Genomic DNA, 21803 nt, shown 5'->3' on the forward strand with positions numbered 1-21803 from the left:
CGCATGTTCGACTTTGCCATGATCCGGTTCGACCGACGACGAAAGAGCGCCCGCGCTTGATGAAGCGCTGACTGGCGAACGCTGCCGCTTGCAGCAAACCTTTCCTCGCATACCGGAACGCAAAGAGCATGAGCCTTGCCGACTTGAAATACCTGGCCGACGTGAAATACCTGCCGGAAACTCCGGCGCACGATCCTGAAATCGAAGCCATCAATGACGAGGCCTTCGGGCCGGGCCGTTTCGTGCTTGCCGCCTACAAGATCCGCCAAGGTGGCCCGCATGAGCGGGCTTTGTCCTTCGTGGCTGTCGACGGCGCAATCGTCGTCGCCTCGGTACGGATGACGCGCATCGCCGCCGGTGCCGGCCGCGCGCTGATGCTCGGGCCGCTCGCTGTGCGGCCGGCCTTCAAAAATCTCGGCATCGGCCGCCGGCTGGTGGCAATCGCGCTGGAAGCCGCCGCCAAGGCCGGCGCGCCGGCCGTGACGCTGGTCGGCGACGAACCCTATTACGGCCCGCTCGGCTTCAAAAGGCTCCCGCGCGGGCAGATCTCGATGCCGCGTCCGGTCGACCCCGACCGGCTTTTGGCGCACGAGATCGTGCCGGGCGCGGTGGCGAGGCTGGCGGGCGAGGTTTGCCACGCCGACCAGGCAAGGATTGCCGCGCACATCGCCGCGATGGCGTGACCATGCCGGTGCTGTCGCACGGTGGCTTGGCGGCATAGTCTGGGCACGGAGGAGGACGTCGAGATGAACCCGAACGGCCAGATTGTGATCGTCACCGGTGGCGGCTCCGGCCTTGGCGAGGCGACGGCGCGCGCACTTGCCGCCGGCGGCGCCAGGGTTGCCGTCCTCGATCTCGGTATCGAGCGTGCGGCCAAGGTGGCGGCTGACATCGGCGGCATCGCCGTCCGATGCGATGTGAGCGACGCCGAGAGCGGTGCCGCCGCAGTCGCGGAAGCGGCAGAGACGCTCGGCGCACCGCGCATCCTGGTCAATTGCGCCGGCATCGTTATCGGCATGAAGACGATCGGCAAGGACGGACCGCATCCGCTCGATCAATACCGCAAGGTGATCGAGGTCAATCTGGTCGGCACCTTCAACATGATTCGCCTGGTTGCCGACCGGATCGCCAGGCTCGAGCCGCTGCAGGGCGGCGAGCGCGGCGTCATCGTCAACACCGCGTCGGTCGCAGCCTATGACGGCCAGATCGGCCAGGCCGCCTATTCCGCCTCCAAGGCCGGCGTCGTCGGCATGACGCTGCCGGTGGCGCGCGATCTCGCCCGCTCCGGCATTCGCGTCTGCACCATCGCGCCCGGCATCTTCAGGACGCCGATGATGGCCGGCATGCCGCAGGAGGTGCAGGATTCGCTCGGCGCCGCTGTGCCCTTCCCTTCCCGTTTGGGCGAGCCTTCGGAATACGCGGCACTTGCCTTGCACATCATCGAGAACCAGATGCTCAACGGCGAGACCATTCGCCTCGACGGCGCCATTCGCATGGCGCCGAAATAAATGCGACGGTGATGCCTTGGACGAACCCAGGAAAGACGTGATCCGCGCGACCGATACCGAGGCGATCAGGCTGGCAAAGACGCTGATCCGCAGCGCCCGTTTCGGCGCGTTGGCAGTGCTCGAACCGGGAACCGGTTCGCCGCTGGCCAGCCGGGTCGGCGTCGCCACAGACATCGACGGCACGCCGTTGATCCTGGTATCGATGCTGTCCGCCCATACCGGCGCCATCCTTGCCGACCCGCGCTGCTCGTTGCTCGTCGGCGAACCCGGCAAGGGCGATCCGCTGGCGCATCCGCGATTGACGCTCGTCTGCCGCGCCCTGCGGCTCGAACGCGGCTCGAACGAGCACGCCCGCGCCGAGCGGCGCTACCTCAACCGCAATCCCAAGGCAAAACTCTATGCCGGGCTCGGCGACTTCTCGATCTTCCGGCTCGAACCGGAGCGCGCCAGCCTGAACGGCGGCTTCGGCAAGGCCTATCTGCTCGACCGCACCGATCTGGTCGCGACGGGAGCGATCGTCGAAGAGCTTGCCGCCGGCGAGCAATCGGCGCTCGACCACATGAACGCCGACCATCTCGATGCGATTGCCCTCTACGCAAGTCATTTCGGCGGGGCCGAGAGTGACGGCTGGATCGTCACCGGGTTCGACGCCGACGGGATGGATCTCGTATCGGGCGACAATGTCTGTCGGGTTTTCTTCCCCGAGCCGCTGAGAGCGGCGCGCGACCTCAGGCCTGTCCTGATTGACATGGCAAAGGCTGCCCGATCGGCAAATTAATCACAGCCGCACAGTTAATCGGCTTGCATGGAAAGCAAGCCTTGAGATTTGAGCGAAATGTTCTACCTTTGCGAGTGACGCTGAATCGCTGGCGTGCATCTATAGGGAAAGTCTATGGAATCCGACGCTATTGCCCCCATAGCGGCGGATGAGCAAGAAGGCACGGGGGATCTATGGTCTCGAACAAGCTAGTCGCCAACGCCGGAACCGCGGCTGCGTTTCTGACGCTGATGGGCAACGAAAAACGTTTGTTGATCATGAGCTATCTGGCCGAGGGCGAAATGTCGGTCGGCGCCATAGCCGAGAAGGTGTCGCTCAGCCAGTCCGCCCTGTCGCAGCATCTGGCCAAGCTCAGGGCTTCCGACCTTGTCGAGACCCGCCGCGACCGGCAAATGATCTATTATTCCTGCAAGTCCGCGGCGGTGCGCGAATTGCTGCACATGCTGGACGGCATTTTCGGCGAAGGTGAACTCTCGCAGATGGCTCACCGGCTGCGTCGCGCCGGGACCTGAGTAGCCGCGCGGAGAACGCCCCGCCAAATCCGCTTTGCTGCCAAGTCCGCTTTGCTGCCAAGTCCGCCTTGCTATTGAACGCGCTCGTCGGCGGCCTGCGCAATCTCGTCCTTGAACTCGACATTCGTGCCCGGTTGCACCATGGAGGCAAGGTCTTCGGCATCCCAATTGGTCAACCGGATGCAGCCATGCGAAAAGGTCGTGCCGATCTTGCCCGGTTCGGGCGTGCCGTGGATGCCGTAGCTTTCGATGGAGAGATCGATCCAGACCGATCCCACGGGATTGTTCGGCCCGGCAGCGATGGTGAAGGGCCGCTTGGTCTTGACCCCCTTGAAAGCGAAGTCCGGATCGTAGTGATAGGTAGGGTTGTGCACCACGCGCCTGACCTCCGCCATGCCGCTTGGCGCCGGCTTCTCCTCGCTCCCAATCGAGGCGGGGTAGACCGCCAGCCATTTGCCGGCACGGTCGAGCACACGCACCAGGCGGGCGCCCTTGTCGACCTCGACGACGGCAACGCCGGCGGGAGGGTCGCCCCTGCTGACATCAGGCACCACCAACGTCCTGCCTGGTTTCCTGAGGCTGGTGCCCGGATTGAGCATTCGCAGCAATTGTTCGCTGACGTGGAAGCGCTCAGCCAACCTCTCCACCGCATTGCGATAGCCGAGCCGCCGCAAGCGGGCCATCCTCTCCAAGCGAGCCGGAATACGCCTGGTGAAAGGTCCGCGCACATCCTTGCGCATCACCTCATAGGTCACCAGCACCGGCTTGGCGGAGGTTGCGATGAGTTTGCTCCAGGTTTGTGGACTGAGCTTGCCATCGGGCGGAAGTCCGTTTGCCGCCTGAAACGCGGCGACGGCTTTGGCGAAGTTCTGGGAAAGGCGACCGTCGATGAGGCCCGGCGAGAAGCGGGCGCGATCCAGAAGGATCTGCGCCTTCAGCAGCATCGGATCGACACCCTTCGGTTCGCCGATAGTGAATTGGGCCTGATTGACGGTGGCTGGATCAAGCTTGGCCGCGCGAGCCACGCCGCATGCGAGGGCAAGCGTGGCGGCAAAGACGAGGAGGAGCCTGATCATCGATGTCCTCCCAGGACCGCAGCAGGAGCCCGCCTCTATGACGCGGCATGGCGCTGTGTGGTTCCTTCGCCCATCGAAATTCTGCATTGAAGCGGCTTGGCCAAAGAGCCGTGCCGCGGAAATCAAATATCGCCGTGCCGCCAGGAGGCCAGGCAGGGCGTCTCCGCCCGGCGCCTAGTGATTGGATTTGACCGTTAGAACGGCGTGCATCCATTTGGACGCTGAGATATATCAGAGCTTCGGATCCGGCATCGTGCCTTCCGAATCCGAATCCCGATTCGCGGCCGACGCCAGGGTCCGCCGAGGAAGCCATGAATCCGATCCGCATAGACGACCCGCAGGATCCTCGCGTCGCCGCCTATCTCGACATCCGGGAACGCGATCTTGCCGGCCGGCAGGGCCGTTTCGTCGCCGAAGGCAAGGTGGTGCTCGACACGCTGCTTGCCGCCCGTCGCTTCGAGGCAGAATCGGTGCTGGTGCTCGAGAACCGGCTGGCCGGCCTCGATGACGTCCTGCGCAAGGCGCCTGCCGGGCTTCCGATCTATGTCGCATCCGGCGAAGTCATCGACAGGATTGCCGGATTCCACATGCATCGCGGCATATTGGCGATCGGCCGCAAGGGCGCGGCCGTCTCCGCTGAAGCTTTGCTCGGCGCACTGCCCGCCCGCGCGCTGATCGTGGTGCTGGTCGGCATCGCCAATCATGACAATATCGGCTCAATCTTCCGCAATGCCGCCGCCTTTGGCGCGGATGCCGTGCTTCTCGATCCAACCTGCTGCGATCCGCTGTACCGCAAGGCAATCCGCGTCTCGGTCGGCGCCGCCTTGAAAATTCCCTTCGCCTCCTTTGCCGACGCCGCCGGCTGCACCGCAATGCTCGACCGGCAAGGCTTCAGCCAATTCGCCTTGTCGCCGCGCGGGCAGACCGACATTCGCGACGCCAAGAGAAACGGCCGGCTGGCGCTCTATCTCGGCACCGAGGGCGAAGGGCTGCCGGAAAGCCTGCTTGCCCGCCTGCAGACGCTGCGGATCGGCATGGCGCAAGGTTTCGACAGCCTGAACGTCGCCGCCGCGTCAGCCATCGCACTTCATCATTTTTCCGGAATTTGAGAGTCGGGCATTTTGCGGCCAAGTGGCGGCATCTCAGTCGGTCGAAGCGGCCTTCTGCAGCGCCCGCACCCGATCGGCAAGGCTGCGTCCGCCGCTCCCCGGCCGCGGATCCTCAGGCGCTGCAAGCGCCCGGGCGATCGGTGAATCCGGCCCGTCGAGCTTTGCCGTCAAGGCCACGACTTGCGCCGCCAGATCGTTCATCTCTTCGCGCAATGCGGCGCTGGCGCTGCCGGTATCGTCTCCGGTCCGCGATTTCGATGTTTCGACGGCAGCAAGATCTGTCTTCAGCCGCCTGTTCTCGCGTGCCAGCGACGTCAGCCTGGCCTCCAGCCGCTCGCGGTCGGCATCGAGCTTGGCGGTTGTCTGTTCGATGTCGCCGTTGGCGGCCACATTGACCTGACTGCCTGACACGCCGGCAAGACCCACCGCAGGCGTCCTTTCAGCGCCTTTCGGCTTTTCGCGAAGGCGCACCAGTTCCTTCTCGCGGCGCTCCAGCCTGTCCTCGCGATCGGCCAGCGAGGCGAGCAGGCGTTCGACCTTCTTTTCCAGGTCGCCGGTTCTTTTCTTCTCGGCCTTCAACGCGTCCCGCAAAACCTTGCTTTCGGCTGCCAATTCCTGGCTGCGCCTGTCCGCCTCCTTGCGCTGGCCACGCAGCAGCGAAATGTCGCTCGCCAGCTTCTGCAGCTCGGACTCGCGCGCCACCAGTTCGATCTGCCGGCTGCTGGATGAAAAACTGGCGTCGTCATACATGTGCTCCAGTTTCCGCAGTTCGAGCCCGCGCTTTTCGAGGGCGCGCTCGGTCTCCGCAAGCCGTTCCGACAGCTGCTGCAGCTGCTCATCGCGCTTGCGAAGCTCCTCGCCCCTGGCTGTAAGATCGGCGACGACCCGGTTCTTGTCCTGTCGCTCGGCCGCCAATTCCTTCAGGGCTTCGCGGTCGCGGCCGATCTCGACCAGCTGTTCGGCGGCTTTCTCGCGCAATGATTTGACGGTCATTTCAAGCCGGCGCACCGAAACGGCGAACTCGGCGCGAATGCGATCCTTGTCCGCCTGGATCTCGGCCAGCGTCAACGGCATCGAGCCCTCGACGCGCTTGCGCGTCAGCGCCACCGCCCGCCGCCACACGGCCGGAGCAATCATCAGCGCCAGAAAGCCGGCGCAGAGAAAGCCGAGGACAAAGAACAGGATCGACTGGACCAAGATGACTATCCGTTGTGCATGGCAACCGCCAAAGGTCGACTTTGCCATCTTCGCATGACGGAAATCCGGCGCCACGGCAAGAGTATGCCGCGGCAAAGCTCAGACCGTGGGATCACAGGTCCAATCGCAGTGGCGCCATCATGCAGGTCAGAATGGATTCCAGGTCGCGCGCTGGGTGAGCTTGAGGTAGCCGAGATTGACGCCGAGCCGGGCGCCGACGCCGGTACGGATCGGCACGAGCAGCACATTGTTGTTCTTCAGCACGTTGAAGCCGACGCCGGCGACGACATAGGCGGAGCCGGCGACGCCGCCAAAACGATTATAGAGGCTGCTCACATCGTCGAGATTGTAGACCAGCATCATGACGCGCGAGCCCTCGCCGCCGAAATCCCAGCCGAGCGACGGGCCTTGCCAGAACACTTTGTGGTCGCCGGCATTCTTGGTGTAGAGCGTGCCTTCGCCATAGGTCAGGCCACCGATCAGCGCCCCGGACCCCTCTTCGCCGAGCAGATAGCCGTTCGGCAGGCCATAGGTGGCGAAAATCTTCTCGACGACGGTGGCGAGCCCGCCCGATGTAGCGCCGAAGAATTTATGACCGGAATCGACGATCTCCTGCGCCGTGTATTCCTGCGCCCGCGCGGCCGATGCCGAAAAGGCGACAAGGCCGATGAGCGCGATCGTCATTGAGATGACACGGAAAAAAGTCCGGTCGTAGAATCGGGAAACCATGCTTCCAATCTCCGTCAGGGAGCACTTTCGCCGACGCCTCGCACCCGTACGGCTCTTTGGCGGCCGTTAAGGATGACTGTTAGGGGCAAACTATGCCGTAATCCTTTTTCAACCATTAAACTCCCACATGAAGATGGCGGTTCGAAGGCTGTTTTCACATCGCCCACGCAGCACCCTGCTGCGTGAACACGCCATTTTCGACAATCATGATTTCGGATTTGTTGCTGCACGCACAAGCGCTGTGTATTCAGAATGCTTGGGAGAGAGCGTGATTCGTGTGGACAGGCGTGATCATGATCGCCCGGTCATTGTGTTGTGAAATTTGCAGGGATTTTTGCCGATGGCCGAGCTTTTCACCCTTTCCGCACCCGATCTGGCAGCGCTGCTGTGCAGCCGGGTCTGCCACGACATCATTTCGCCGGTCGGCGCCATAAACAACGGGCTTGAGCTGCTCGACGAGGGCGGCGCCGACGAAGACGCCATGAAGCTGATCCGCCAAAGCGCCAAAAACGCCTCCGCCCGCCTGCAATTCGCCCGCATCGCCTTCGGCGCCGCCGGTTCCGCCGGCATGCTGATCGACACCGGGGACGCCGAGGCCGTGGCCATCGCCTTCCTGAAGAACGAGAAGCCGGAACTGATCTGGAACGGAACCCGCGCACTGTTGCCCAAGAACAAGGTCAAGCTGCTGCTCAATCTCATCCTCGTCGCCAACGCCGCCATTCCGCGCGGCGGCAGGCTGGTGGTCACGCTGGAGAACCTGGAGACCGAGCCGCGCTTTGCGCTCGCGGCGAGCGGCCCGATGCTGCGCGTGCCGCCCAAATTCCTGGAATTGCATTCCGGCCACAGGCCGGAAGAGCCGATCGACGCGCATTCGGTGCAGCCCTATTACACGCTGCTCCTGGCCCGCGAAGCCAACATGACGATTTCGATCCATGCGACCGCCGACGAGATCGTCCTTTCTGCAGTCTGAAGTTCTGCTAAGTGCCGGAAAAGTATTTTTCTCCAAATCATATTTGCGGCGTCGTCTTAACATCTGTGAGACCGGCTTGCAGATTGATTGCGTGAAGCATTGCGAAAGAATATTTCACTAAAAAACACCTTCAGGAAAATTTTACCTAACGGCTTTTCGGCTTCTTTACCAGATCGGCCTATGTTCCCCGGCAGATGCCACGACGCTGTCGGTTTGCCGCATGGCAAAGAGGGTCCGGGAATGAAACGCTGCATGTTCGTCGACAATTCGAGCGTCATCAGGAAGGTTGCAAGGCGTATCCTGGGCGGTTCCGGCATGATGGTGATCGAAGCCGCCAGCGGCCATGAGGCGATCGAGATGTGCGCGGTCGACATGCCTGATATCATCGTCGTCGACGGCGCCTTGCCGGACATGCAGGCGCAGGACCTCATCCGCCGCGTGCGCGCCATGGAAAGCCCGGTAGTGCCGCAAGTTTTGATTTCGCTGGTCGAGGTCGACGTCGGGGCGATCATGCGGGCAAAGCGCGCCGGCGCCCAGGGCTACCTGCTGAAGCCGTTCAACCGGCCGCAACTGCTCGAGTGCTTCCGCGCCTTGAAGATTGCCGCCTGATCAGAGCCTGTTCCATCTCGATGAAATCGGGATGAGCTCTATCTCGTTGTTTTACCAGGTTCTTTTCCGAAAGCCGGCGCCCATTTTGGGATCATGCCCTTGCTTCAGGCGCTGACCCGGATATCTTCAGGCTCACGCAGCACATAGCCGCGGCCCCAGACGGTCTCGATGTAATTCTGCCCGCCAGACGCGGCGTCGAGCTTCTTGCGCAGCTTGCAGATGAAGACGTCGATGATCTTCAGCTCCGGCTCATCCATGCCGCCATAGAGATGGTTGAGGAACATTTCCTTGGTCAACGTGGTGCCCTTGCGCAGCGAGAGCAGTTCCAGCATCTGATATTCCTTGCCGGTCAGATGGACGCGCTGGCCACCGACTTCAACGGTCTTGGCATCGAGATTGACCACCAGGTCGCCGGTGGTGATGACCGACTGGGCATGGCCCTTGGAACGCCGCACGATGGCATGGATGCGGGCGACCAGTTCGTCCTTGTGGAAGGGCTTGGTCATGTAATCGTCGGCGCCGAAGCCGAGGCCGCGCACCTTGTCCTCGATGCCGGCCATGCCGGAGAGGATGAGGATCGGCGTCTTCACCTTGGAAAGGCGGAGTGTTCTCAACACTTCGTAGCCCGACATGTCGGGGAGGTTGAGGTCGAGGAGAATGATGTCGTAATCATAAAGCTTGCCTAGATCGACACCCTCTTCGCCAAGGTCGGTCGTATAGACATTGAAACTTTCTGATTTCAGCATCAGCTCGATGCTTTGTGCGGTTGCACTGTCGTCTTCTATCAGCAGAACGCGCATTTCATTCCCCTTTTCTGCTGCCGGACCATTTCACGACCCGTCCAGGACCGGAGCAGTGATTGCCCTGAGCAGAGGCTGCCATCGAATGGTTAATAAAACCTAATTCCCCGTCCGTGACGGTATCAGATTTTTTAACCCCTTTCTACACCTTGTTGAATCCAATAACGAATCACAGACCCAAACCGTTAATGCGGCACATTAATAAGCCAGACTAAGTGACTCTTCGGACTCGTTGGCCAGGTTTCGCGACGAGAAGCAGAATTTTTACCCGCCCTTAAGTCCTGAGCCGTATGATTAACAATGCCCGTAAACGAATGGTTACCGCCGGCAAAAAACTTTAGGAGTTTGTTTCCCATAGTTCGGGGAAAGCCGGTGGAAACGGGGTCAGGCCTGGGCCTTGCCGGGTGAATTGGACGATATGTGCAGGTGTGCGTTTCCGGGAGTACCGAATCATGAAGTCACGTGAAAACCTCGTTCGGCTGAAGCAATTTCAGGTGAGCGAGAAGCGGCGGCAGCTGCTGCAGCTCGACATGATGATCGCCGAATTCGAGCGCATGGCCGTCGAGCTGGAACTTCAGATCGCCGCCGAAGAGAAGAAGGCCGGCATCACCGACATCAATCATTTTGCTTATCCGACCTTCGCCAAGGCGGCACGCCTGCGCCGCGACAACCTCAGGAATTCGCAAAGCGACCTCGCCCAGCAGCGAAATGTCGCCGAATCATTGCTGAGCGAGGCCGAAGCCGAGCTTTCCAAGGCCGAGATGCTGGAATCGCGCGACACCAAGACGCGCGACACGGAAGCCGGCAGCCGCAGCGCCATGATCGGCTAAAACAAGGCTTTAACGCGCGCCGCGCTTGAGCGCCATTGCTGCGCACCGAACGGTGCCGGCCTCAGGCACCCAGATATTCTTGGTGTTCCGCCGCCCGCGCGCGGGCATCCTTGATGTCGGGCACATGCTGCTCCGACCAGGCTCTGATCTGATCGAGCAGTCCTGCCAGGTTCTGGCCGAGTTCGGTCAGCTCGTATTCGACTCGCGGTGGAATGACCGGGAAGATTTCGCGCCGCACAAGGCCGTCGCGTTCGAGGATGCGCAGGGTCTGCGTCAGCATTTTCGGCGTGACGCCTTCGAGCTTGCGCGCCAGTTCGCCGTTGCGAAGCCGGCCGCGGCGCAGCGCACAGATCACAAGGTGGACCCATTTGCTGGCGAGCGTCTCGAGCACGGCGTGTGACGGGCACGACCGCCGAAAGGCGTCATAGCCGAAAGGGGAAACATCTTCACTATCCATGAGGTGCGTATATATCAAAAAGGTACATACTAGACAAGAGAATGTGACTATCCAAATGATAGTGGTACATCAAAACCAGCAGGAGAGCCTTCCATGCGTGCCATTATCCAGAATTCCTTCGGCGGACCCGACGTCCTCGTCATTGCCGATCGCCCCGCGCCATCACCCGAGGCCGGCGAAGTGCTCGTCCGCATCGAGGCGGCCGGCATCAATCCGGTCGATGGTGCGGTGCGCGGCGGCCACTATCCGCTGCTCGGCGAGCCGCCTTTTGTCCTTGGCTGGGACGTTTCGGGAGTTGTCGAGGCGCTGGGCTCCGGCGTCTCCGGCCTCAAGGTTGGCGATGCCGTGTTCGGCATGACGCGCTTTCCCAAACAGGCGGCAGCCTACGCCGAACTCGCCGCTGTCCCGGCTGATGAGCTTGCGCCGAAACCTGAAGGCATAGATCACGCGCAAGCCGCCGCGCTGCCGCTGGCCGGCCTGACGGCCTGGCAAGGCCTTGTCCGCCATGGCCGGCTCGATTCTGGCAAGCGCGTGCTGATCCACGCCGGAGCCGGCGGCGTCGGCCATCTGGCGGTGCAGATCGCCAAGGCGCACGACGCTTACGTCGTCGCGACCGCCAGCCCGGAAAAGCTCGATTTCGTCCGCTCGCTCGGCGCCGACGAGGTGATCGACTACACAAGGGATGATTTCACCGGGAAGGCCCGCGACATCGATCTGGTTCTGGACCCGTTCGGCGGCGTGCATGCGGAGCAATCACTGAAAGTGCTCACGGCCGGCGGCGTTCTGGTGTCGCTGCTCGATGTCAGCGATGCCACCAAGGCAAAGGCCAGGACGCAAGGCATCCGCGTCGAGCGCATGTCCGTAGTGCCCGACCGTGCCGCTCTGGTGGGGCTCGGCAAATTGATCGACGCGAAAAAGCTGGCCGTCCACGTGGCAAAGGCGTTTCCGCTCGAACAGGCCGGTGCCGCCCATGCCTTTCTCGCCACCAGGCCGATCGGCAAGGTGGTGCTGACGGTCTGAAATTGCAGATCGTCGCCCCTCGCAAACGTAAGGGCGCTGATCAGCGCCCTTATCGGCCTAATGCCGGTATTGCTGGATGCGCGTGGTGCGCAGGCCGGCAAGGCCGTATTCGTCGATCGACGCTTGCCAGGACAGGAATTCCTCGGTGGTGAGCTTGTAGCGCTGGCATGCCTCTTCGAGGCTCAAAAGCCCGCCACGCACCGCCGCCACCACTTCCGCCTTGCGCCGGATAACCCAGCGACGTGTGTTTGTCGGCGGCAGATCGGCGATGGTAAGTGGGCTGCCGTCTGGCCCGATAACATATTTGACTCGCGGTCTAATTAGATCGGTCATCGTACTCTCTACAAAAAACTCAAAGACCCAATCCCCACCACATTACCGCCACAGCTTTAAAATTTGCCTAAGCAGACCCTAATGGTTAGGTAAGGATCATGAACGCGGCGTTAGCCTTTTCATCGGCATTTGAAACATCTGCCGGCAAGCGCATTGAACCCGGCAGGAAAAATGAGCCGGCCCGGCAAAGCTGGCGCAGCCGAGACGCTTGACCTATATTCCGGCCATTGGCATTGAAGCGCCGCGCAGAACGAAAGAACCATGAACAGCCTCGATCTTCCCGGACGCCCCGAAACCACCCGCGTCGTCGTCGCCATGTCGGGCGGTGTCGATTCGTCGGTCGTTGCCGGCCTCCTGAAGCGCGAGGGCTACGACGTCGTCGGCGTCACACTGCAGCTTTATGACCACGGCGCGGCAACGCACCGGGCCGGCTCATGCTGCGCCGGCCAGGACATCGACGATGCCCGCCGCGTCTCCGAGACGCTCGGCATCCCGCATTACGTCCTCGATTACGAGGAGCGCTTCCGCAAGGCGGTGATCGACCCGTTCGCCGAGAGCTATGTCGCCGGCGAAACTCCGATCCCTTGCGTTTCCTGCAATCAGACGGTGAAATTCGCCGACCTTCTTGCGACCGCCAAGGAACTCGGCGCCGACGCGCTGGCGACCGGCCACTACATCCGTTCCGGCGCCAATGGCGCCCACCGCGCTCTTTACCGGCCGGTCGACGCCGACCGCGACCAGAGCTACTTCCTGTTCGCCACCACCCAGGCGCAGATCGACTATCTGCGTTTTCCGCTCGGCGGCCTGTCGAAGCCTGAGGTTCGCGCCATCGCCGAGGAGATGGGACTGACGGTTGCGGCCAAGCAGGACAGCCAGGACATCTGCTTCGTGCCGCAGGGCAAGTATTCCGACATCATCGCCAAGCTGAAGCCGGCTGCCGCCAATCCGGGCGACATCGTCCATATAGACGGGCGCGTGCTTGGCCGCCACGAGGGCATTTTGCGCTACACCGTCGGTCAGCGCCGCGGCATCGGCATCGCCTCGGGCGAGCCGCTCTACGTCGTTCATCTCGACGCCGACCGGGCCCGCGTCGTCGTCGGCCCGCGCGAGGCGCTGGAGACCCACAAGATCTTCTTGCGCAACATGAACTGGCTGGGCGATGGCCCGCTGACCGCTATCCCGGCAGCCGGGCTTGAGCTTTTCGCCAAGGTGCGCTCGACGCGGCCGCCGCGCCCGGCCGTGCTGCATCACCGCGCCGGTGTCACTTCGGTGGAACTGGTCGACGGCGAATCCGGCATCGCGCCCGGTCAGGCTTGCGTGCTCTATTCCGACGATGGCAACGAGGCGCGCGTGTTCGGCGGCGGCTTCATCGAGCGCTCCGAGCGCGGCGCCGAGGCCGAGGCGATGCTGACGCGGCTTGCCGTCCAGCCGGCGCGGGTTCCCGCCGAATAGACGGCGTTTTCTCTTAGAATCCGTTTGAGAATGGTCAGGGGTGAGCGATGCGGCGCAGGAGCAAGCTGCCTAGGGCGAGGTGGATCATGGCTTCGGAGACGTCGAGCCGTTGTTCATAGTCGCGAACGAGCCGGCGCCATCGTGTCATCCAGCCGAAGGTGCGCTCCACGACCCAACGTCTCGGGAGCACTTTGAAGCCAGGCTCGGCGTCGCTCCTGCGGACGATCTCGAGAACGAAGTCGCGGTAGCCGACGGCATCCATCAGCTTGGTGCGGTCATAGGCGCCATCGGCGAACAGGTGCTTGAGCCACGGCCATCGCTTCTGGATGCTTCCGACGATCGACTGAGCGCCGGCGCTGTCCGAGATGTCGGCGGTGGTGAGATTGACCATGAGCAGCCGGCCATCGGTGTCGACGGCGATGTGGCGCTTGCGACCGACAACCTTCTTCGCGGCGTCAAAGCCGCGCTCTTCTGCCACGGGTGCCTTGATCGACTGGCTGTCGATGACGGCCGCGCTCGGGCTCTGCTCGCGACCCTCCTGTTCACGGTCGAGCATGAGCGCCACGTCATGGATCGTGCGGAACAGCAGCCGTCGCACAAAGCGCCGGAACCACCAGTAGACCGTCTGCCAAGGCGGGAAATCCTTAGGCAGCATCCGCCAGCCACCACCCGAACGCGCGAGATAGCGCAGTGCGTTCAGCACCTCCCGCAGGTGGGTCGATGGCTTGCGGCCACGTTTAGGCGGCGCTGGCAGGAACGAGCGGACAATGGCCCATTCTTCGTCCGTGAGATCCGTCGGGTAGCGCTTCGCTCGCTTTTCAAGATCAGCCATCCGGCTACGGCTTGCTCGGGTCCACATCCCGAGCTTGAATCACGGATCACGCCAGACCAGAAGTACCGATCTGACGGCAGCTCAGGAAAACGCCATGACATTGACCGCTCTGCTCATGCCACTGCTGAACGAAGGCACCGACGTGTGGCGCCCGGTTGCCGTCAAAACCCTCGACGACGGAACTTACCAGATACTCGGACCCATGCCGGATGGTGAGGAATGGACCTTCGCTCCCGGCAGCATCGTTGCAGCGCAACTGAGAACCTTCAGCGACGGCGAAGAACGGCTGGTCGCAGTGCACCCCGCTTAACCGAGCACCCTTACGCTCCATTCTCAAACGGACTCTTAGGGCCTTGTATGGGCGACGGTGCCGGCGGTCAGGATGCGCAGCACGCGGATGGCCTCCTCGCCGCTGGTGCGCGGTTCGGCCCGCGTCTCGATGCAGTGGATGAAATGCTCCAGCTCGCGCGTCAGCGGCATGCCCTCACCGACCGCGACATAGGACGGCTCGTTGGCGGTGAACGCCCATTGGCCGCTGTCCTGCCACACCGCGTGGCGATAGACGGCAAGCTTGCGCTCCCACGGCTCGACATCGTCGAACACCGCCATCGCCTTGGTGCCGACAACGGTCAGCCGCCGTTCGCGGTAAGGGTTGAGCCGCGAGGCGAACAGATGGCCGCGCAGGCCGTTGGGAAAGCGCATGTGCAAATGCGCAAAGTCGCTGAGATTGTCGAGAAGAGCAGCGCCTTCGCCGCGCACTTCGACCGGTTCGGTGCCGGTGATGGCCAGGATCATCGACAGATCGTGCGGCGCCAGATCCCATAGCGCGTCGTTTTCGGTGTGGAACTTGCCGAGGCCGAGCCGATGCGAATGGATGTAGCGGACTTCGCCGAGTTCGCCATTGTCGATCAGCGCCTTCAGCGTCTCGAAGGCGGGATGAAAGCGCAGCACGTGGCCGACCATGAAGACACGGCCATTATCGGCGGCCGCCTGCACCGAGCGTTCGGCATCGGCCACCGTCAGCGCGATCGGCTTCTCCACCAGCACGTCCTTGCCGCCGAGCACGGCGCGCACCGCCATGTCGGCATGGAACTGCGGCGGCAGCGCCATGACAATGGCGTCGACATCGTCGCGGGCAAACAGCGCCTCCGGCTCTATCGCCAGGCAATCCTGCTCGCTGGCAAAACCCTCCGCACGCGCGGGGTTGACGTCCGAAACCGCATGCAGCGCGCCGAGCGCCTTTAGGGTGCGGATGTGGTTGCTGCCCCAGTATCCGCAACCGAGGACTGCAATGCGCGGTTTCATCAATTCATGACCATGGCTTTCGTGGCCGAGACATAGCGACGTGCCTCGCTGAACTCAACCCCGGCCTGTGCGCCCAAATGTCTGCCCGGCAAAGCTTTAGGCGCCAGCAATATGCCGGCGCGGCAGCCACTTCGATGCTTGACAGGCTTGGCCTCGCAACCTTATATCCGCGCGACCTTGGCGAACGCGCCGATATGCCTGCCGATTTAAGCTGGATTTCGGGCCTTCGCCGCCTTGGCGGGGTAGCTCAGTTGGTTAGAGCACGGGAATCATAATCCTGGGGTCGGGGGTTCAAGTCCCTCTCCCGCTACCACCTTACCCCCCACCGCTTTGACGCCGTTGGGGAAGGCCTTCTCGCCCAGAAGTGCGGTTAGACGCCCGGCGATTTCAACTTCGATTCCGCCGATCTTCAATGGATCTCGAAACACGGTGACGGTTTCGATCAAGTCCCGCATCGCCTCTGCGGATTCGGAATCGCCTGCCACAATTCCTTTTGCTAGCCCCGCTTGCAGTTGATTGAGTTGTTCCTCGTAGCGTGCCAGCACCGCAGGATGTAGCGCGATCACAGTGGCCGCCGCAGGCACTTGGTCCAGCTCGGCCACAATGCCCTTACGCTCCTCATTGAGCGTTGTTGATTGTGGTCCCAACACAGCTGGGTCGCCATGGCCCTTGGCGATGGCGTTGACCAGGCGCTCGATCTCCCGCGATAGTTCTCCAAGCCGTCGCTCCAAGCGAGTGCGCCGCGCATCGGAATCGGCTGCCAGGCGCCTCCGTTCTTCGTGATACGTCTGGACGTACTGGGCAATTACGTCAGGATGGCGCAACTCGGCGGCAAGGCCGTTCAGAACGGCGGTCTCCACCGTATCTAAGTAGAACGTTTTAGCATCAGGGCATATTCCGCTTTCCGTCGCGGCCGAACAGCGGATGCGAGTACGCTTGGACTTGTCAATGCCTTTTGATGACATTCCCGCTCCACAGGCACCGCACCTGAGGAGCCCCGCCAACATATGCCGTGGTCGGCGCTGATGGCTTGGATGAGTGATTGTGCGCGCCTTCTTCCTCTCCTGTGCCGCATCGAACAGCTCGGGCGAAACAATGGCAAGATCGGGAACGTCGACGGTTTGCCATTCGTCTTTAGGATTTGGACGCGAGACACGCTTCCCAGTATCAGGGTCCTTGACCATTCGGACCCTGTTCCAGATCAAGCGACCGGCATAAAGCTCATTCTGGAGCAGGCCGGTCCCTCTTTGCGCATTTCCATTGATGGTAGAGGCATTCCAGGCTCGACCACGTGGTGCCGGTATGCTTTCCTTATTGAGATTGTGAGCGATATCGCGTGGAGTTTGTCCGTCGACGTACTCCTTGAAGATACGACGCACGATCGCAGCTTCATGATCTGCGATCAGGCGCTTCCCAGGGTTTCCTAAAACGTAAGAGTAGCCGTAGGTCAATCCACCAGCGTGGAGTCCTCTGTTGATCCGGCCGGCTTGGCCGCGCCGAACTTTGTGAGCAATGTCCTCTCGATAGAGTTGCCCAACTAGGCCGCGAAGCCCAACCAAGACTGTGTTGACCACACCCTCGTGGACGGCACGGATTTCGATGCCAAGAAATGAAAGGCGCTTGTGAATGCCTGCAAGGTCTTCCATGTCGCGAGAGAGCCGATCAAGTGCCTCCACGACAAGCACATCAAATTCGTGCTCACGAGCTTTGTCCATAAGGTGGAGCAAACCATCACGCCCCAAGACTGAACCGCCGGAGCGGGCTCGATCGTCGAACGTTGCGACAACGTCCAAATCCTCGCGCTCGGCATACGCCCGGCATAACGCGAGTTGATCGTCTATCGATCGCTCATTCTGAAGATCGGTTGAGAAGCGTGCGTAGATCGCGGCTCGATTCATGATGTGTTTTCTCGGCCTGTTCACGCGCGTGATCCTCGCGGGCGGCTTGCCGCGCGAGAGCGCTTGCAAGGCGCAGAATCGCTCTATCGGGCACACGGCGCAAGACCCGTTTGTTGGATTTCACCACCATTGCTGGCAGTGCTCGGTGTGGGTCGAGAATGGCGATGGACTTGCTAAATTCGCGGACAGCTTTCCGCAGGATGCGCGTCCTCCTTTAAGCCAACCGAGATCGCGATTTTTCTCCATACCTAGTAAGATGTATTCATTCGAGAGCTGACAGAAGCAGGCAAACCGGCCAATCGCAGAAACGGATAGTATGGCGTGCTATTCGGAAATCTGCCTGCCTGACCGGTTGCTCTCGTTCATGTCAGGAAGAGGAAAAGAGCGTCCAATATGGGCGGCCCAGGCCGCTATCTAGGAGGTGTCTCCCTTGGGATGGAAGGCTGTGATCTGCTGCGAGCGGCAAGAACTGCGACTCTAAGTCAGTAGCGTTCGCCGTCTTAGCCCAATTGTCCTTGCACCTCCAACTAGTGAGGCTTCCAGAGGAAGACCAGTCGCGACAGGAAGCCGACGTTTCCATCGGCGACCAGATCCGACTTGACGGAAAGTTAGCTACATCTAAATGTTTGTGCGCGGCGGGTGGTGCCCTCCATCGCCTGCTGAAGATCGGGCCTCCGATCGGCCCGCGTCCTCCGCCAGAGGCGCGGGCTTTTCGGTGGTTGGGGCTAACTGCCGGTTGTGCCGCGCCGCCATCGCCCGCGCCGGTTTTCCTGCGCCATCCCCATGGCCAACCGATCCGGCCCGCACGCCGCACTTGCCCGCCTGGCGTCGTTCTCCCCGCCTGAGGAATACCTATTAACCTCTCGCAGGCGGCACCATGGAAAACGCGGCGATGATCGCCTCGAGCGACACATTCAGTGCGTTCGAAAAGGTCCTGCCCTTCTGCCAAATCGCAACGTAGTGATAAAGCGCGGATGGTTCCACCGGCTTTATTCCCAAGTGAAACGCCGCGTATTCACGCGCGATGATCTCATTGGTTATCGAAATGCCCAGGCCAGCCGAAACGTATCCGGCTTCGTGACCGTTGCAATCGAATTCCACCAGTATGTCCGGCTCGACGCCGGCGAAGCGCAAGGCATTGAAGTTCATTTGGTGGGCGGCGAACTGCGGATCGATGTCGACGATCGTTTCGCCTGCCAGGTCGTGAGCCTCGATACAGGTCTGTTGTGAGAAGCGGTGGTCGGGATGGAAAATGCATACGTTTCGTGCCGATCCAAGCGGCGCCCATTCAAACAGGCGTGGATCCAGGGGCAATCTCGAGATCCCGAGATCTGCGCGTCCAGCGAGGATGTGCTCGCCGATCTGCTCATAGCTTCCCGAAATCGACCGGACATTCGAAGCGGTCTTTGAGTGGATAATCGCCACAACCTTGGGCAAGGTCACGAAACCGAAAACGGATGGCGCGGCAATCGCGATTCGCTGCTTCTCCTCGTTCTTCATAGCGAAGATCGACGCTTCCAGGCGATCCAGCGACGTCAGGGCAAGTTCTACGTTTCGCAGGAGTTCCCAGGCTTCCTGCAAGGGAACGATGCGGTTGGCTGATCTCTTGAAGAGTGTGATGCCGAGCGTGGTCTCGAGCTGCTTCACATGTTGACTGACGGCCGGCTGGCTTATCCCGAGTGCTACCGCCGCTCGCCTTGTCGAACCAGCCCGCAACACTTCTCGGAAGACCTTCAGTTGACGGAGCTTCAGGTCGCTCTGCAGCAACTCCATTCCCTGCGCTCCTTTCCCTGATAACGCCACCCGGGAAGCAGATAACGCCAACCTGGGGAGTAACGAACCGCCTCAGTATATAACGGTGCGTTATAGATGAAATAATAAAAATTATAGATTGAGTGTGTAATTTCAAGCGCTAGAATTAGACAATATCTCAAATTAACTCCGAGTTACAAATTTAACAATTCGCAACCTTGAGTTATACGACTTGGTCTGAGTGACAAAGGCCGGCGTATCTTGCGGTATTGCGAGTCGAGGAAAGCGCCCCATGGGTGGTTTTACTACTCAATTTGTTGTTGCGCTCACCGTGACCATAAGCCTGGCCCTTGTCAGCGGCTGCCTGGGTACGGCATTTGGGTTGTTTTTGGCTATTTCGAAGGGCACGGCACAACCGCGCCTCAACGCGATCGTGACGGCCTACACCACGGTTGTCCGTGGTGTACCAGAACTTCTCATTATCCTGCTCATCTACTTCGGCGGAACCACGCTCGCCAGCAAGATCGCCGGCCGCTATGTGGAGGTGAACGCGTTCACCGCAGGCGTTATCGCGCTCTCGGTCGTCTTCAGCGGTTATGCGACCGAAGTGTTTCGCGGCGCGATTGCGGCAGTGCCAGCGGGTCAAACCGAAGCGGCAAAGTCGCTTGGTCTGAATGCCTGGCAGCGCTGGGTGTTCGTCATCGGACCTCAGATGCTGCGATTGGCGCTGCCCGCCTATGGCAACCTCTGGATTTCGCTCTTCAAGGATACCGCGCTGGTCTCGATCGTCGGCCTGAGCGACATCATGCGCGTTGCGTATGTGGGGGCCGGATCCTTGCGCGCACCGTTGACCTTCTACCTTGCGGCCTCCGCTCTCTATCTCTCGCTGACCACCGTCACGCTGCTCTCGATCCGGCTGGCTGAGCGGCGCTATCCGGCACTCGGCCGGTAGGAGGGTGCAACCGATGAACCTCAGCTTGATGTTCGACGCAATGGTTGTCCTGCCTTCGGGCGTTGGTCTCACATTGACTCTGACGGTCTTGTCGCTGGCGGCCGGATTTCTTCTGTCCGTGCCGCTGGCCTTCATGCGCGCGTTTGGACGTCCCGGCCTCTCGCTCGCGGTGCTCGCATACACCTATGTCGTACGCGGCACGCCGATGCTTGTTCAGCTCTTCCTGCTCTACTACGGCCTCGGTCAGATCCAGGCGGTGCGAACCAGCATCTTCTGGGTGATCCTGCGCGACCCTTTCTGGTGCGCCCTGCTTACATTTTCGCTGAACAGCGCGGCGCACACCACCGAGATTCTGTGCCGTGGTCTCCAGTCCGTGCCTAAGGGTGTCACCGAGGCGGCCACGTCTCTCGGCTTGAAACGCTTCCAGATCGCTCGCCTGGTCACCTTCCCGATCGCTTTCAGGATATCGCTCCCGGCGTACGGCAACGAGATCGTCGGGATGATCAAGGGCTCGTCGCTCGCGAGCACCGTGACGCTGCTCGAGATCACCGGCATGGCGAGACAGATGGTGTCGACCACGTTCGCGCCGTACGAGATCTTCATCGTCGCCGGTGCGATCTACCTATCGCTCACCTCGATCGCGGTGAAAGCGATCCAGTTGCTGGAGCGATGGCTTTCGACCGACGGCCATCCGGTGCGTCGACGAAAGGCGCGATTGCGCCCGCCATTGCCTGGCCCCGAGACCACGACGCCCCTGCCCTGACCCGCAGGTTATTTCGGCAGCCCTTTCCATCCAAACCAACGAAGAGGTGCATCATGCGCATACCCCTGGCTATTGCTGTTTCTATCGCATCCCTGATGTCGGCATTTCCGGCCAACGCCGAAAGCGAGCGCGTCATATCGATTGCGACTGAAGGCGCCTCGCCGCCCTGGGACGGCACCGACGCGAACGGTCAGCTCTACGGTTACGATATCGATGTCGGACAGGAGCTGTGCCGTCGCATCGAGATCAAATGTACCTTCGTCCCGCAGGATTGGGACGGGATCATCCCGGCACTGCTTGTCGGCAAGTTCGACGTCATCATGTCTGGCATGGCGATCACGGAAAAACGCAAGCAGTCGATCGCCTTCTCGATCCCCTACGCTGCCGGCTTCAACCAGTTCGTGGTGCGCAAAGACCTGGGTCTCGACGCCGGCGACACCAAGGAAAAGGTCAACCTCTCGACCATCGGGGACAAGGAGAAGGCGACCATCGAACGCCTCAGATCGACACTCGCCGGCAAGGCGATCGGGGCCCTGCGCTCGTCGAATTCGGAAGCAGTCGTGAAGGAAATCCTGGGCGATGTCGTGACCATTCGCAGTTACGACAGCCTCGACAATTTGAAACTCGACCTTGCCGCGGGTCGCATCGACGGCGGCCTCGCCGACTATTTCACCTGGCGGGATTTTCTGGAGACACCTTCCGGTTCGGATGCGGTGTTTTTCGGGCCAGAATTGAAGGGCGGGCTTTGGGGGCCGGGCGTCGGCGTCGGCATGCGCAAGGACGATACCGACTTGCTCGCCAAGTTCAACGCGGCAATCGACGCGGCCACCAAGGATGGGACGATCAAGGCGCTGAGCCTGAAATGGTTCAAGAGCGATATCTCACCGGCCCTCTCGCAATAGCGGCAACCGACTTCGACAT

24 protein-coding genes and 1 tRNA gene are annotated in these 21803 nt (G+C 61.4%); 15 read left to right on the top strand and 10 right to left on the bottom strand.

Features of this window, described 5'->3' with window-relative positions; translation table 11 throughout:
* Nucleotides 1-128 precede the first annotated feature (128 nt).
* The 4 genes from NKI67_RS09550 (at nucleotide 129) to NKI67_RS09565 (ending at nucleotide 2798) form a co-directional block, all read left to right on the top strand.
* Nucleotides 129-683, top strand: coding sequence for a GNAT family N-acetyltransferase (locus NKI67_RS09550; protein WP_352575718.1), 555 nt, complete (start codon nucleotides 129-131; stop codon nucleotides 681-683).
* Between the two features lie 63 nt (nucleotides 684-746).
* Nucleotides 747-1508, top strand: a complete 762-nt coding sequence (locus NKI67_RS09555) for an SDR family NAD(P)-dependent oxidoreductase (protein WP_352645107.1) — start codon at nucleotides 747-749, stop codon at nucleotides 1506-1508.
* 16 nt (nucleotides 1509-1524) lie between these two features.
* Entirely contained in the window at nucleotides 1525-2286 is a 762-nt protein-coding gene (locus NKI67_RS09560) for a HugZ family pyridoxamine 5'-phosphate oxidase (protein ID WP_352645109.1), read from the top strand.
* A 173-nt stretch (nucleotides 2287-2459) separates the two neighbouring features.
* Nucleotides 2460-2798, top strand: a complete 339-nt coding sequence (locus NKI67_RS09565; RefSeq protein WP_023679553.1) for an ArsR/SmtB family transcription factor — start codon at nucleotides 2460-2462, stop codon at nucleotides 2796-2798.
* 71 nt (nucleotides 2799-2869) lie between these two features.
* Here NKI67_RS09565 and NKI67_RS09570 read toward each other — a convergent pair whose 3' ends face one another.
* Entirely contained in the window at nucleotides 2870-3874 is a 1005-nt protein-coding gene (locus NKI67_RS09570) for a L,D-transpeptidase (RefSeq protein WP_352645111.1), read from the bottom strand.
* A gap of 311 nt (nucleotides 3875-4185) precedes the next feature.
* Here NKI67_RS09570 and NKI67_RS09575 point away from each other — a divergent pair, with 311 nt between their 5' ends.
* Entirely contained in the window at nucleotides 4186-4983 is a 798-nt protein-coding gene (locus NKI67_RS09575; protein WP_352568052.1) for a TrmH family RNA methyltransferase, read from the top strand.
* A gap of 33 nt (nucleotides 4984-5016) precedes the next feature.
* Here NKI67_RS09575 and NKI67_RS09580 read toward each other — a convergent pair whose 3' ends face one another.
* Together NKI67_RS09580 and NKI67_RS09585 are read right to left on the bottom strand one after the other, a co-directional pair.
* Nucleotides 5017-6180, bottom strand: a complete 1164-nt coding sequence (locus NKI67_RS09580; RefSeq protein WP_352645113.1) for a coiled-coil domain-containing protein — start codon at nucleotides 6178-6180, stop codon at nucleotides 5017-5019.
* A gap of 147 nt (nucleotides 6181-6327) precedes the next feature.
* On the bottom strand, nucleotides 6328-6909 hold the full coding sequence (locus tag NKI67_RS09585) for a DUF1134 domain-containing protein (protein WP_023679557.1): 582 nt from the start codon (nucleotides 6907-6909) through the stop codon (nucleotides 6328-6330).
* Nucleotides 6910-7249: 340 nt separating this feature from the next.
* On the opposite strand from NKI67_RS09585, the gene chpT reads away from it, so the two are divergent.
* Together chpT and NKI67_RS09595 are read left to right on the top strand one after the other, a co-directional pair.
* Complete coding sequence (chpT, locus tag NKI67_RS09590) at nucleotides 7250-7879, top strand: histidine phosphotransferase ChpT (RefSeq protein ID WP_023679558.1); 630 nt, start codon at nucleotides 7250-7252, stop codon at nucleotides 7877-7879.
* Nucleotides 7880-8119: 240 nt separating this feature from the next.
* Complete coding sequence (locus tag NKI67_RS09595; protein WP_023679559.1) at nucleotides 8120-8488, top strand: response regulator; 369 nt, start codon at nucleotides 8120-8122, stop codon at nucleotides 8486-8488.
* 104 nt (nucleotides 8489-8592) lie between these two features.
* Here NKI67_RS09595 and ctrA read toward each other — a convergent pair whose 3' ends face one another.
* Nucleotides 8593-9288, bottom strand: coding sequence for a response regulator transcription factor CtrA (gene ctrA, locus NKI67_RS09600; protein ID WP_006203583.1), 696 nt, complete (start codon nucleotides 9286-9288; stop codon nucleotides 8593-8595).
* A 452-nt stretch (nucleotides 9289-9740) separates the two neighbouring features.
* On the opposite strand from ctrA, the gene NKI67_RS09605 reads away from it, so the two are divergent.
* Nucleotides 9741-10118 (top strand): flagellar export protein FliJ, encoded by a 378-nt coding sequence (locus tag NKI67_RS09605; protein WP_023679560.1) that lies wholly within the window; start codon nucleotides 9741-9743, stop codon nucleotides 10116-10118.
* Nucleotides 10119-10179: 61 nt separating this feature from the next.
* Here NKI67_RS09605 and NKI67_RS09610 read toward each other — a convergent pair whose 3' ends face one another.
* Nucleotides 10180-10575 (bottom strand): winged helix-turn-helix transcriptional regulator, encoded by a 396-nt coding sequence (locus NKI67_RS09610; RefSeq protein ID WP_023679561.1) that lies wholly within the window; start codon nucleotides 10573-10575, stop codon nucleotides 10180-10182.
* A 93-nt stretch (nucleotides 10576-10668) separates the two neighbouring features.
* On the opposite strand from NKI67_RS09610, the gene NKI67_RS09615 reads away from it, so the two are divergent.
* The gene (locus NKI67_RS09615) at nucleotides 10669-11595 is read left to right on the top strand and encodes an NADP-dependent oxidoreductase (RefSeq protein ID WP_352645115.1); all 927 of its coding nucleotides are present in this window, start codon (nucleotides 10669-10671) and stop codon (nucleotides 11593-11595) included.
* 57 nt (nucleotides 11596-11652) lie between these two features.
* Here the strand turns inward: NKI67_RS09615 and sciP are convergent, their stop codons facing one another.
* Entirely contained in the window at nucleotides 11653-11928 is a 276-nt protein-coding gene (sciP, locus tag NKI67_RS09620) for a CtrA inhibitor SciP (protein WP_023679563.1), read from the bottom strand.
* A 261-nt stretch (nucleotides 11929-12189) separates the two neighbouring features.
* Between sciP and mnmA the strand changes: the two genes are divergently transcribed.
* Nucleotides 12190-13380, top strand: a complete 1191-nt coding sequence (mnmA, locus tag NKI67_RS09625) for a tRNA 2-thiouridine(34) synthase MnmA (RefSeq protein WP_352645117.1) — start codon at nucleotides 12190-12192, stop codon at nucleotides 13378-13380.
* Between the two features lie 34 nt (nucleotides 13381-13414).
* On the opposite strand, the gene NKI67_RS09630 is transcribed toward mnmA, so the two are convergent.
* Nucleotides 13415-14239 carry an IS5 family transposase gene (locus NKI67_RS09630; RefSeq protein WP_352645119.1) on the bottom strand — a complete coding sequence of 275 codons (825 nt, stop codon included), beginning with the start codon at nucleotides 14237-14239 and terminating at the stop codon, nucleotides 13415-13417.
* A 67-nt stretch (nucleotides 14240-14306) separates the two neighbouring features.
* On the opposite strand from NKI67_RS09630, the gene NKI67_RS09635 reads away from it, so the two are divergent.
* On the top strand, nucleotides 14307-14522 hold the full coding sequence (locus NKI67_RS09635) for a hypothetical protein (RefSeq protein WP_352645121.1): 216 nt from the start codon (nucleotides 14307-14309) through the stop codon (nucleotides 14520-14522).
* 35 nt (nucleotides 14523-14557) lie between these two features.
* Here NKI67_RS09635 and NKI67_RS09640 read toward each other — a convergent pair whose 3' ends face one another.
* On the bottom strand, nucleotides 14558-15517 hold the full coding sequence (locus NKI67_RS09640; protein WP_352466761.1) for a Gfo/Idh/MocA family protein: 960 nt from the start codon (nucleotides 15515-15517) through the stop codon (nucleotides 14558-14560).
* Between the two features lie 236 nt (nucleotides 15518-15753).
* On the opposite strand from NKI67_RS09640, the gene NKI67_RS09645 reads away from it, so the two are divergent.
* Nucleotides 15754-15830, top strand: a tRNA-Met gene (locus NKI67_RS09645).
* Here NKI67_RS09645 and NKI67_RS09650 read toward each other — a convergent pair.
* Nucleotides 15787-17415, bottom strand: coding sequence for a recombinase family protein (locus tag NKI67_RS09650; protein ID WP_352645248.1), 1629 nt, complete (start codon nucleotides 17413-17415; stop codon nucleotides 15787-15789). The two genes, NKI67_RS09645 and NKI67_RS09650, sit on opposite strands and share 44 nt — an antisense overlap.
* 855 nt (nucleotides 17416-18270) lie before the next feature.
* Nucleotides 18271-19188 (bottom strand): LysR family transcriptional regulator, encoded by a 918-nt coding sequence (locus NKI67_RS09655; RefSeq protein WP_352645123.1) that lies wholly within the window; start codon nucleotides 19186-19188, stop codon nucleotides 18271-18273.
* Nucleotides 19189-19459: 271 nt separating this feature from the next.
* On the opposite strand from NKI67_RS09655, the gene NKI67_RS09660 reads away from it, so the two are divergent.
* Genes NKI67_RS09660 through NKI67_RS09670 form a run of 3 tightly spaced genes read left to right on the top strand, consistent with a single transcriptional unit; the run spans nucleotide 19460 to nucleotide 21784 of the window.
* Nucleotides 19460-20119, top strand: a complete 660-nt coding sequence (locus tag NKI67_RS09660) for an ABC transporter permease (protein ID WP_352645125.1) — start codon at nucleotides 19460-19462, stop codon at nucleotides 20117-20119.
* Between the two features lie 13 nt (nucleotides 20120-20132).
* Nucleotides 20133-20882, top strand: coding sequence for an ABC transporter permease (locus NKI67_RS09665; protein WP_352645127.1), 750 nt, complete (start codon nucleotides 20133-20135; stop codon nucleotides 20880-20882).
* Nucleotides 20883-20935: 53 nt separating this feature from the next.
* On the top strand, nucleotides 20936-21784 hold the full coding sequence (locus NKI67_RS09670) for a transporter substrate-binding domain-containing protein (protein WP_352645128.1): 849 nt from the start codon (nucleotides 20936-20938) through the stop codon (nucleotides 21782-21784).
* The last annotated feature ends 19 nt before the right edge of the window (nucleotides 21785-21803 follow it).

Source organism: Mesorhizobium sp. M0408 (genome assembly GCF_040321495.1).
Lineage (GTDB): Bacteria > Pseudomonadota > Alphaproteobacteria > Rhizobiales > Rhizobiaceae > Mesorhizobium.

Excerpts from the sequence above, each read along its gene's own strand:
- NKI67_RS09610 (WP_023679561.1), bottom strand. The coding sequence starts at position 10,575 with ATGGATAGTGAAGATGTTTCCCCTTTCGGCTATGACGCCTTTCGGCGG.
- NKI67_RS09665 (WP_352645127.1), top strand. The coding sequence starts at position 20,133 with ATGAACCTCAGCTTGATGTTCGACGCAATGGTTGTCCTGCCTTCGGGC.
- NKI67_RS09635 (WP_352645121.1), top strand. The coding sequence starts at position 14,307 with ATGACATTGACCGCTCTGCTCATGCCACTGCTGAACGAAGGCACCGAC.
- sciP (WP_023679563.1), bottom strand. The coding sequence starts at position 11,928 with ATGACCGATCTAATTAGACCGCGAGTCAAATATGTTATCGGGCCAGAC.
- NKI67_RS09575 (WP_352568052.1), top strand. The coding sequence starts at position 4,186 with ATGAATCCGATCCGCATAGACGACCCGCAGGATCCTCGCGTCGCCGCC.
- NKI67_RS09670 (WP_352645128.1), top strand. The coding sequence starts at position 20,936 with ATGCGCATACCCCTGGCTATTGCTGTTTCTATCGCATCCCTGATGTCG.
- chpT (WP_023679558.1), top strand. The coding sequence starts at position 7,250 with ATGGCCGAGCTTTTCACCCTTTCCGCACCCGATCTGGCAGCGCTGCTG.
- NKI67_RS09660 (WP_352645125.1), top strand. The coding sequence starts at position 19,460 with ATGGGTGGTTTTACTACTCAATTTGTTGTTGCGCTCACCGTGACCATA.
- NKI67_RS09595 (WP_023679559.1), top strand. The coding sequence starts at position 8,120 with ATGAAACGCTGCATGTTCGTCGACAATTCGAGCGTCATCAGGAAGGTT.
- NKI67_RS09655 (WP_352645123.1), bottom strand. The coding sequence starts at position 19,188 with ATGGAGTTGCTGCAGAGCGACCTGAAGCTCCGTCAACTGAAGGTCTTC.
- NKI67_RS09570 (WP_352645111.1), bottom strand. The coding sequence starts at position 3,874 with ATGATCAGGCTCCTCCTCGTCTTTGCCGCCACGCTTGCCCTCGCATGC.
- NKI67_RS09650 (WP_352645248.1), bottom strand. The coding sequence starts at position 17,415 with ATGAATCGAGCCGCGATCTACGCACGCTTCTCAACCGATCTTCAGAAT.
- mnmA (WP_352645117.1), top strand. The coding sequence starts at position 12,190 with ATGAACAGCCTCGATCTTCCCGGACGCCCCGAAACCACCCGCGTCGTC.
- NKI67_RS09565 (WP_023679553.1), top strand. The coding sequence starts at position 2,460 with ATGGTCTCGAACAAGCTAGTCGCCAACGCCGGAACCGCGGCTGCGTTT.
- NKI67_RS09605 (WP_023679560.1), top strand. The coding sequence starts at position 9,741 with ATGAAGTCACGTGAAAACCTCGTTCGGCTGAAGCAATTTCAGGTGAGC.
- NKI67_RS09640 (WP_352466761.1), bottom strand. The coding sequence starts at position 15,517 with ATGAAACCGCGCATTGCAGTCCTCGGTTGCGGATACTGGGGCAGCAAC.
- NKI67_RS09550 (WP_352575718.1), top strand. The coding sequence starts at position 129 with ATGAGCCTTGCCGACTTGAAATACCTGGCCGACGTGAAATACCTGCCG.
- NKI67_RS09555 (WP_352645107.1), top strand. The coding sequence starts at position 747 with ATGAACCCGAACGGCCAGATTGTGATCGTCACCGGTGGCGGCTCCGGC.
- NKI67_RS09585 (WP_023679557.1), bottom strand. The coding sequence starts at position 6,909 with ATGGTTTCCCGATTCTACGACCGGACTTTTTTCCGTGTCATCTCAATG.
- NKI67_RS09615 (WP_352645115.1), top strand. The coding sequence starts at position 10,669 with ATGCGTGCCATTATCCAGAATTCCTTCGGCGGACCCGACGTCCTCGTC.
- NKI67_RS09630 (WP_352645119.1), bottom strand. The coding sequence starts at position 14,239 with ATGTGGACCCGAGCAAGCCGTAGCCGGATGGCTGATCTTGAAAAGCGA.
- ctrA (WP_006203583.1), bottom strand. The coding sequence starts at position 9,288 with ATGCGCGTTCTGCTGATAGAAGACGACAGTGCAACCGCACAAAGCATC.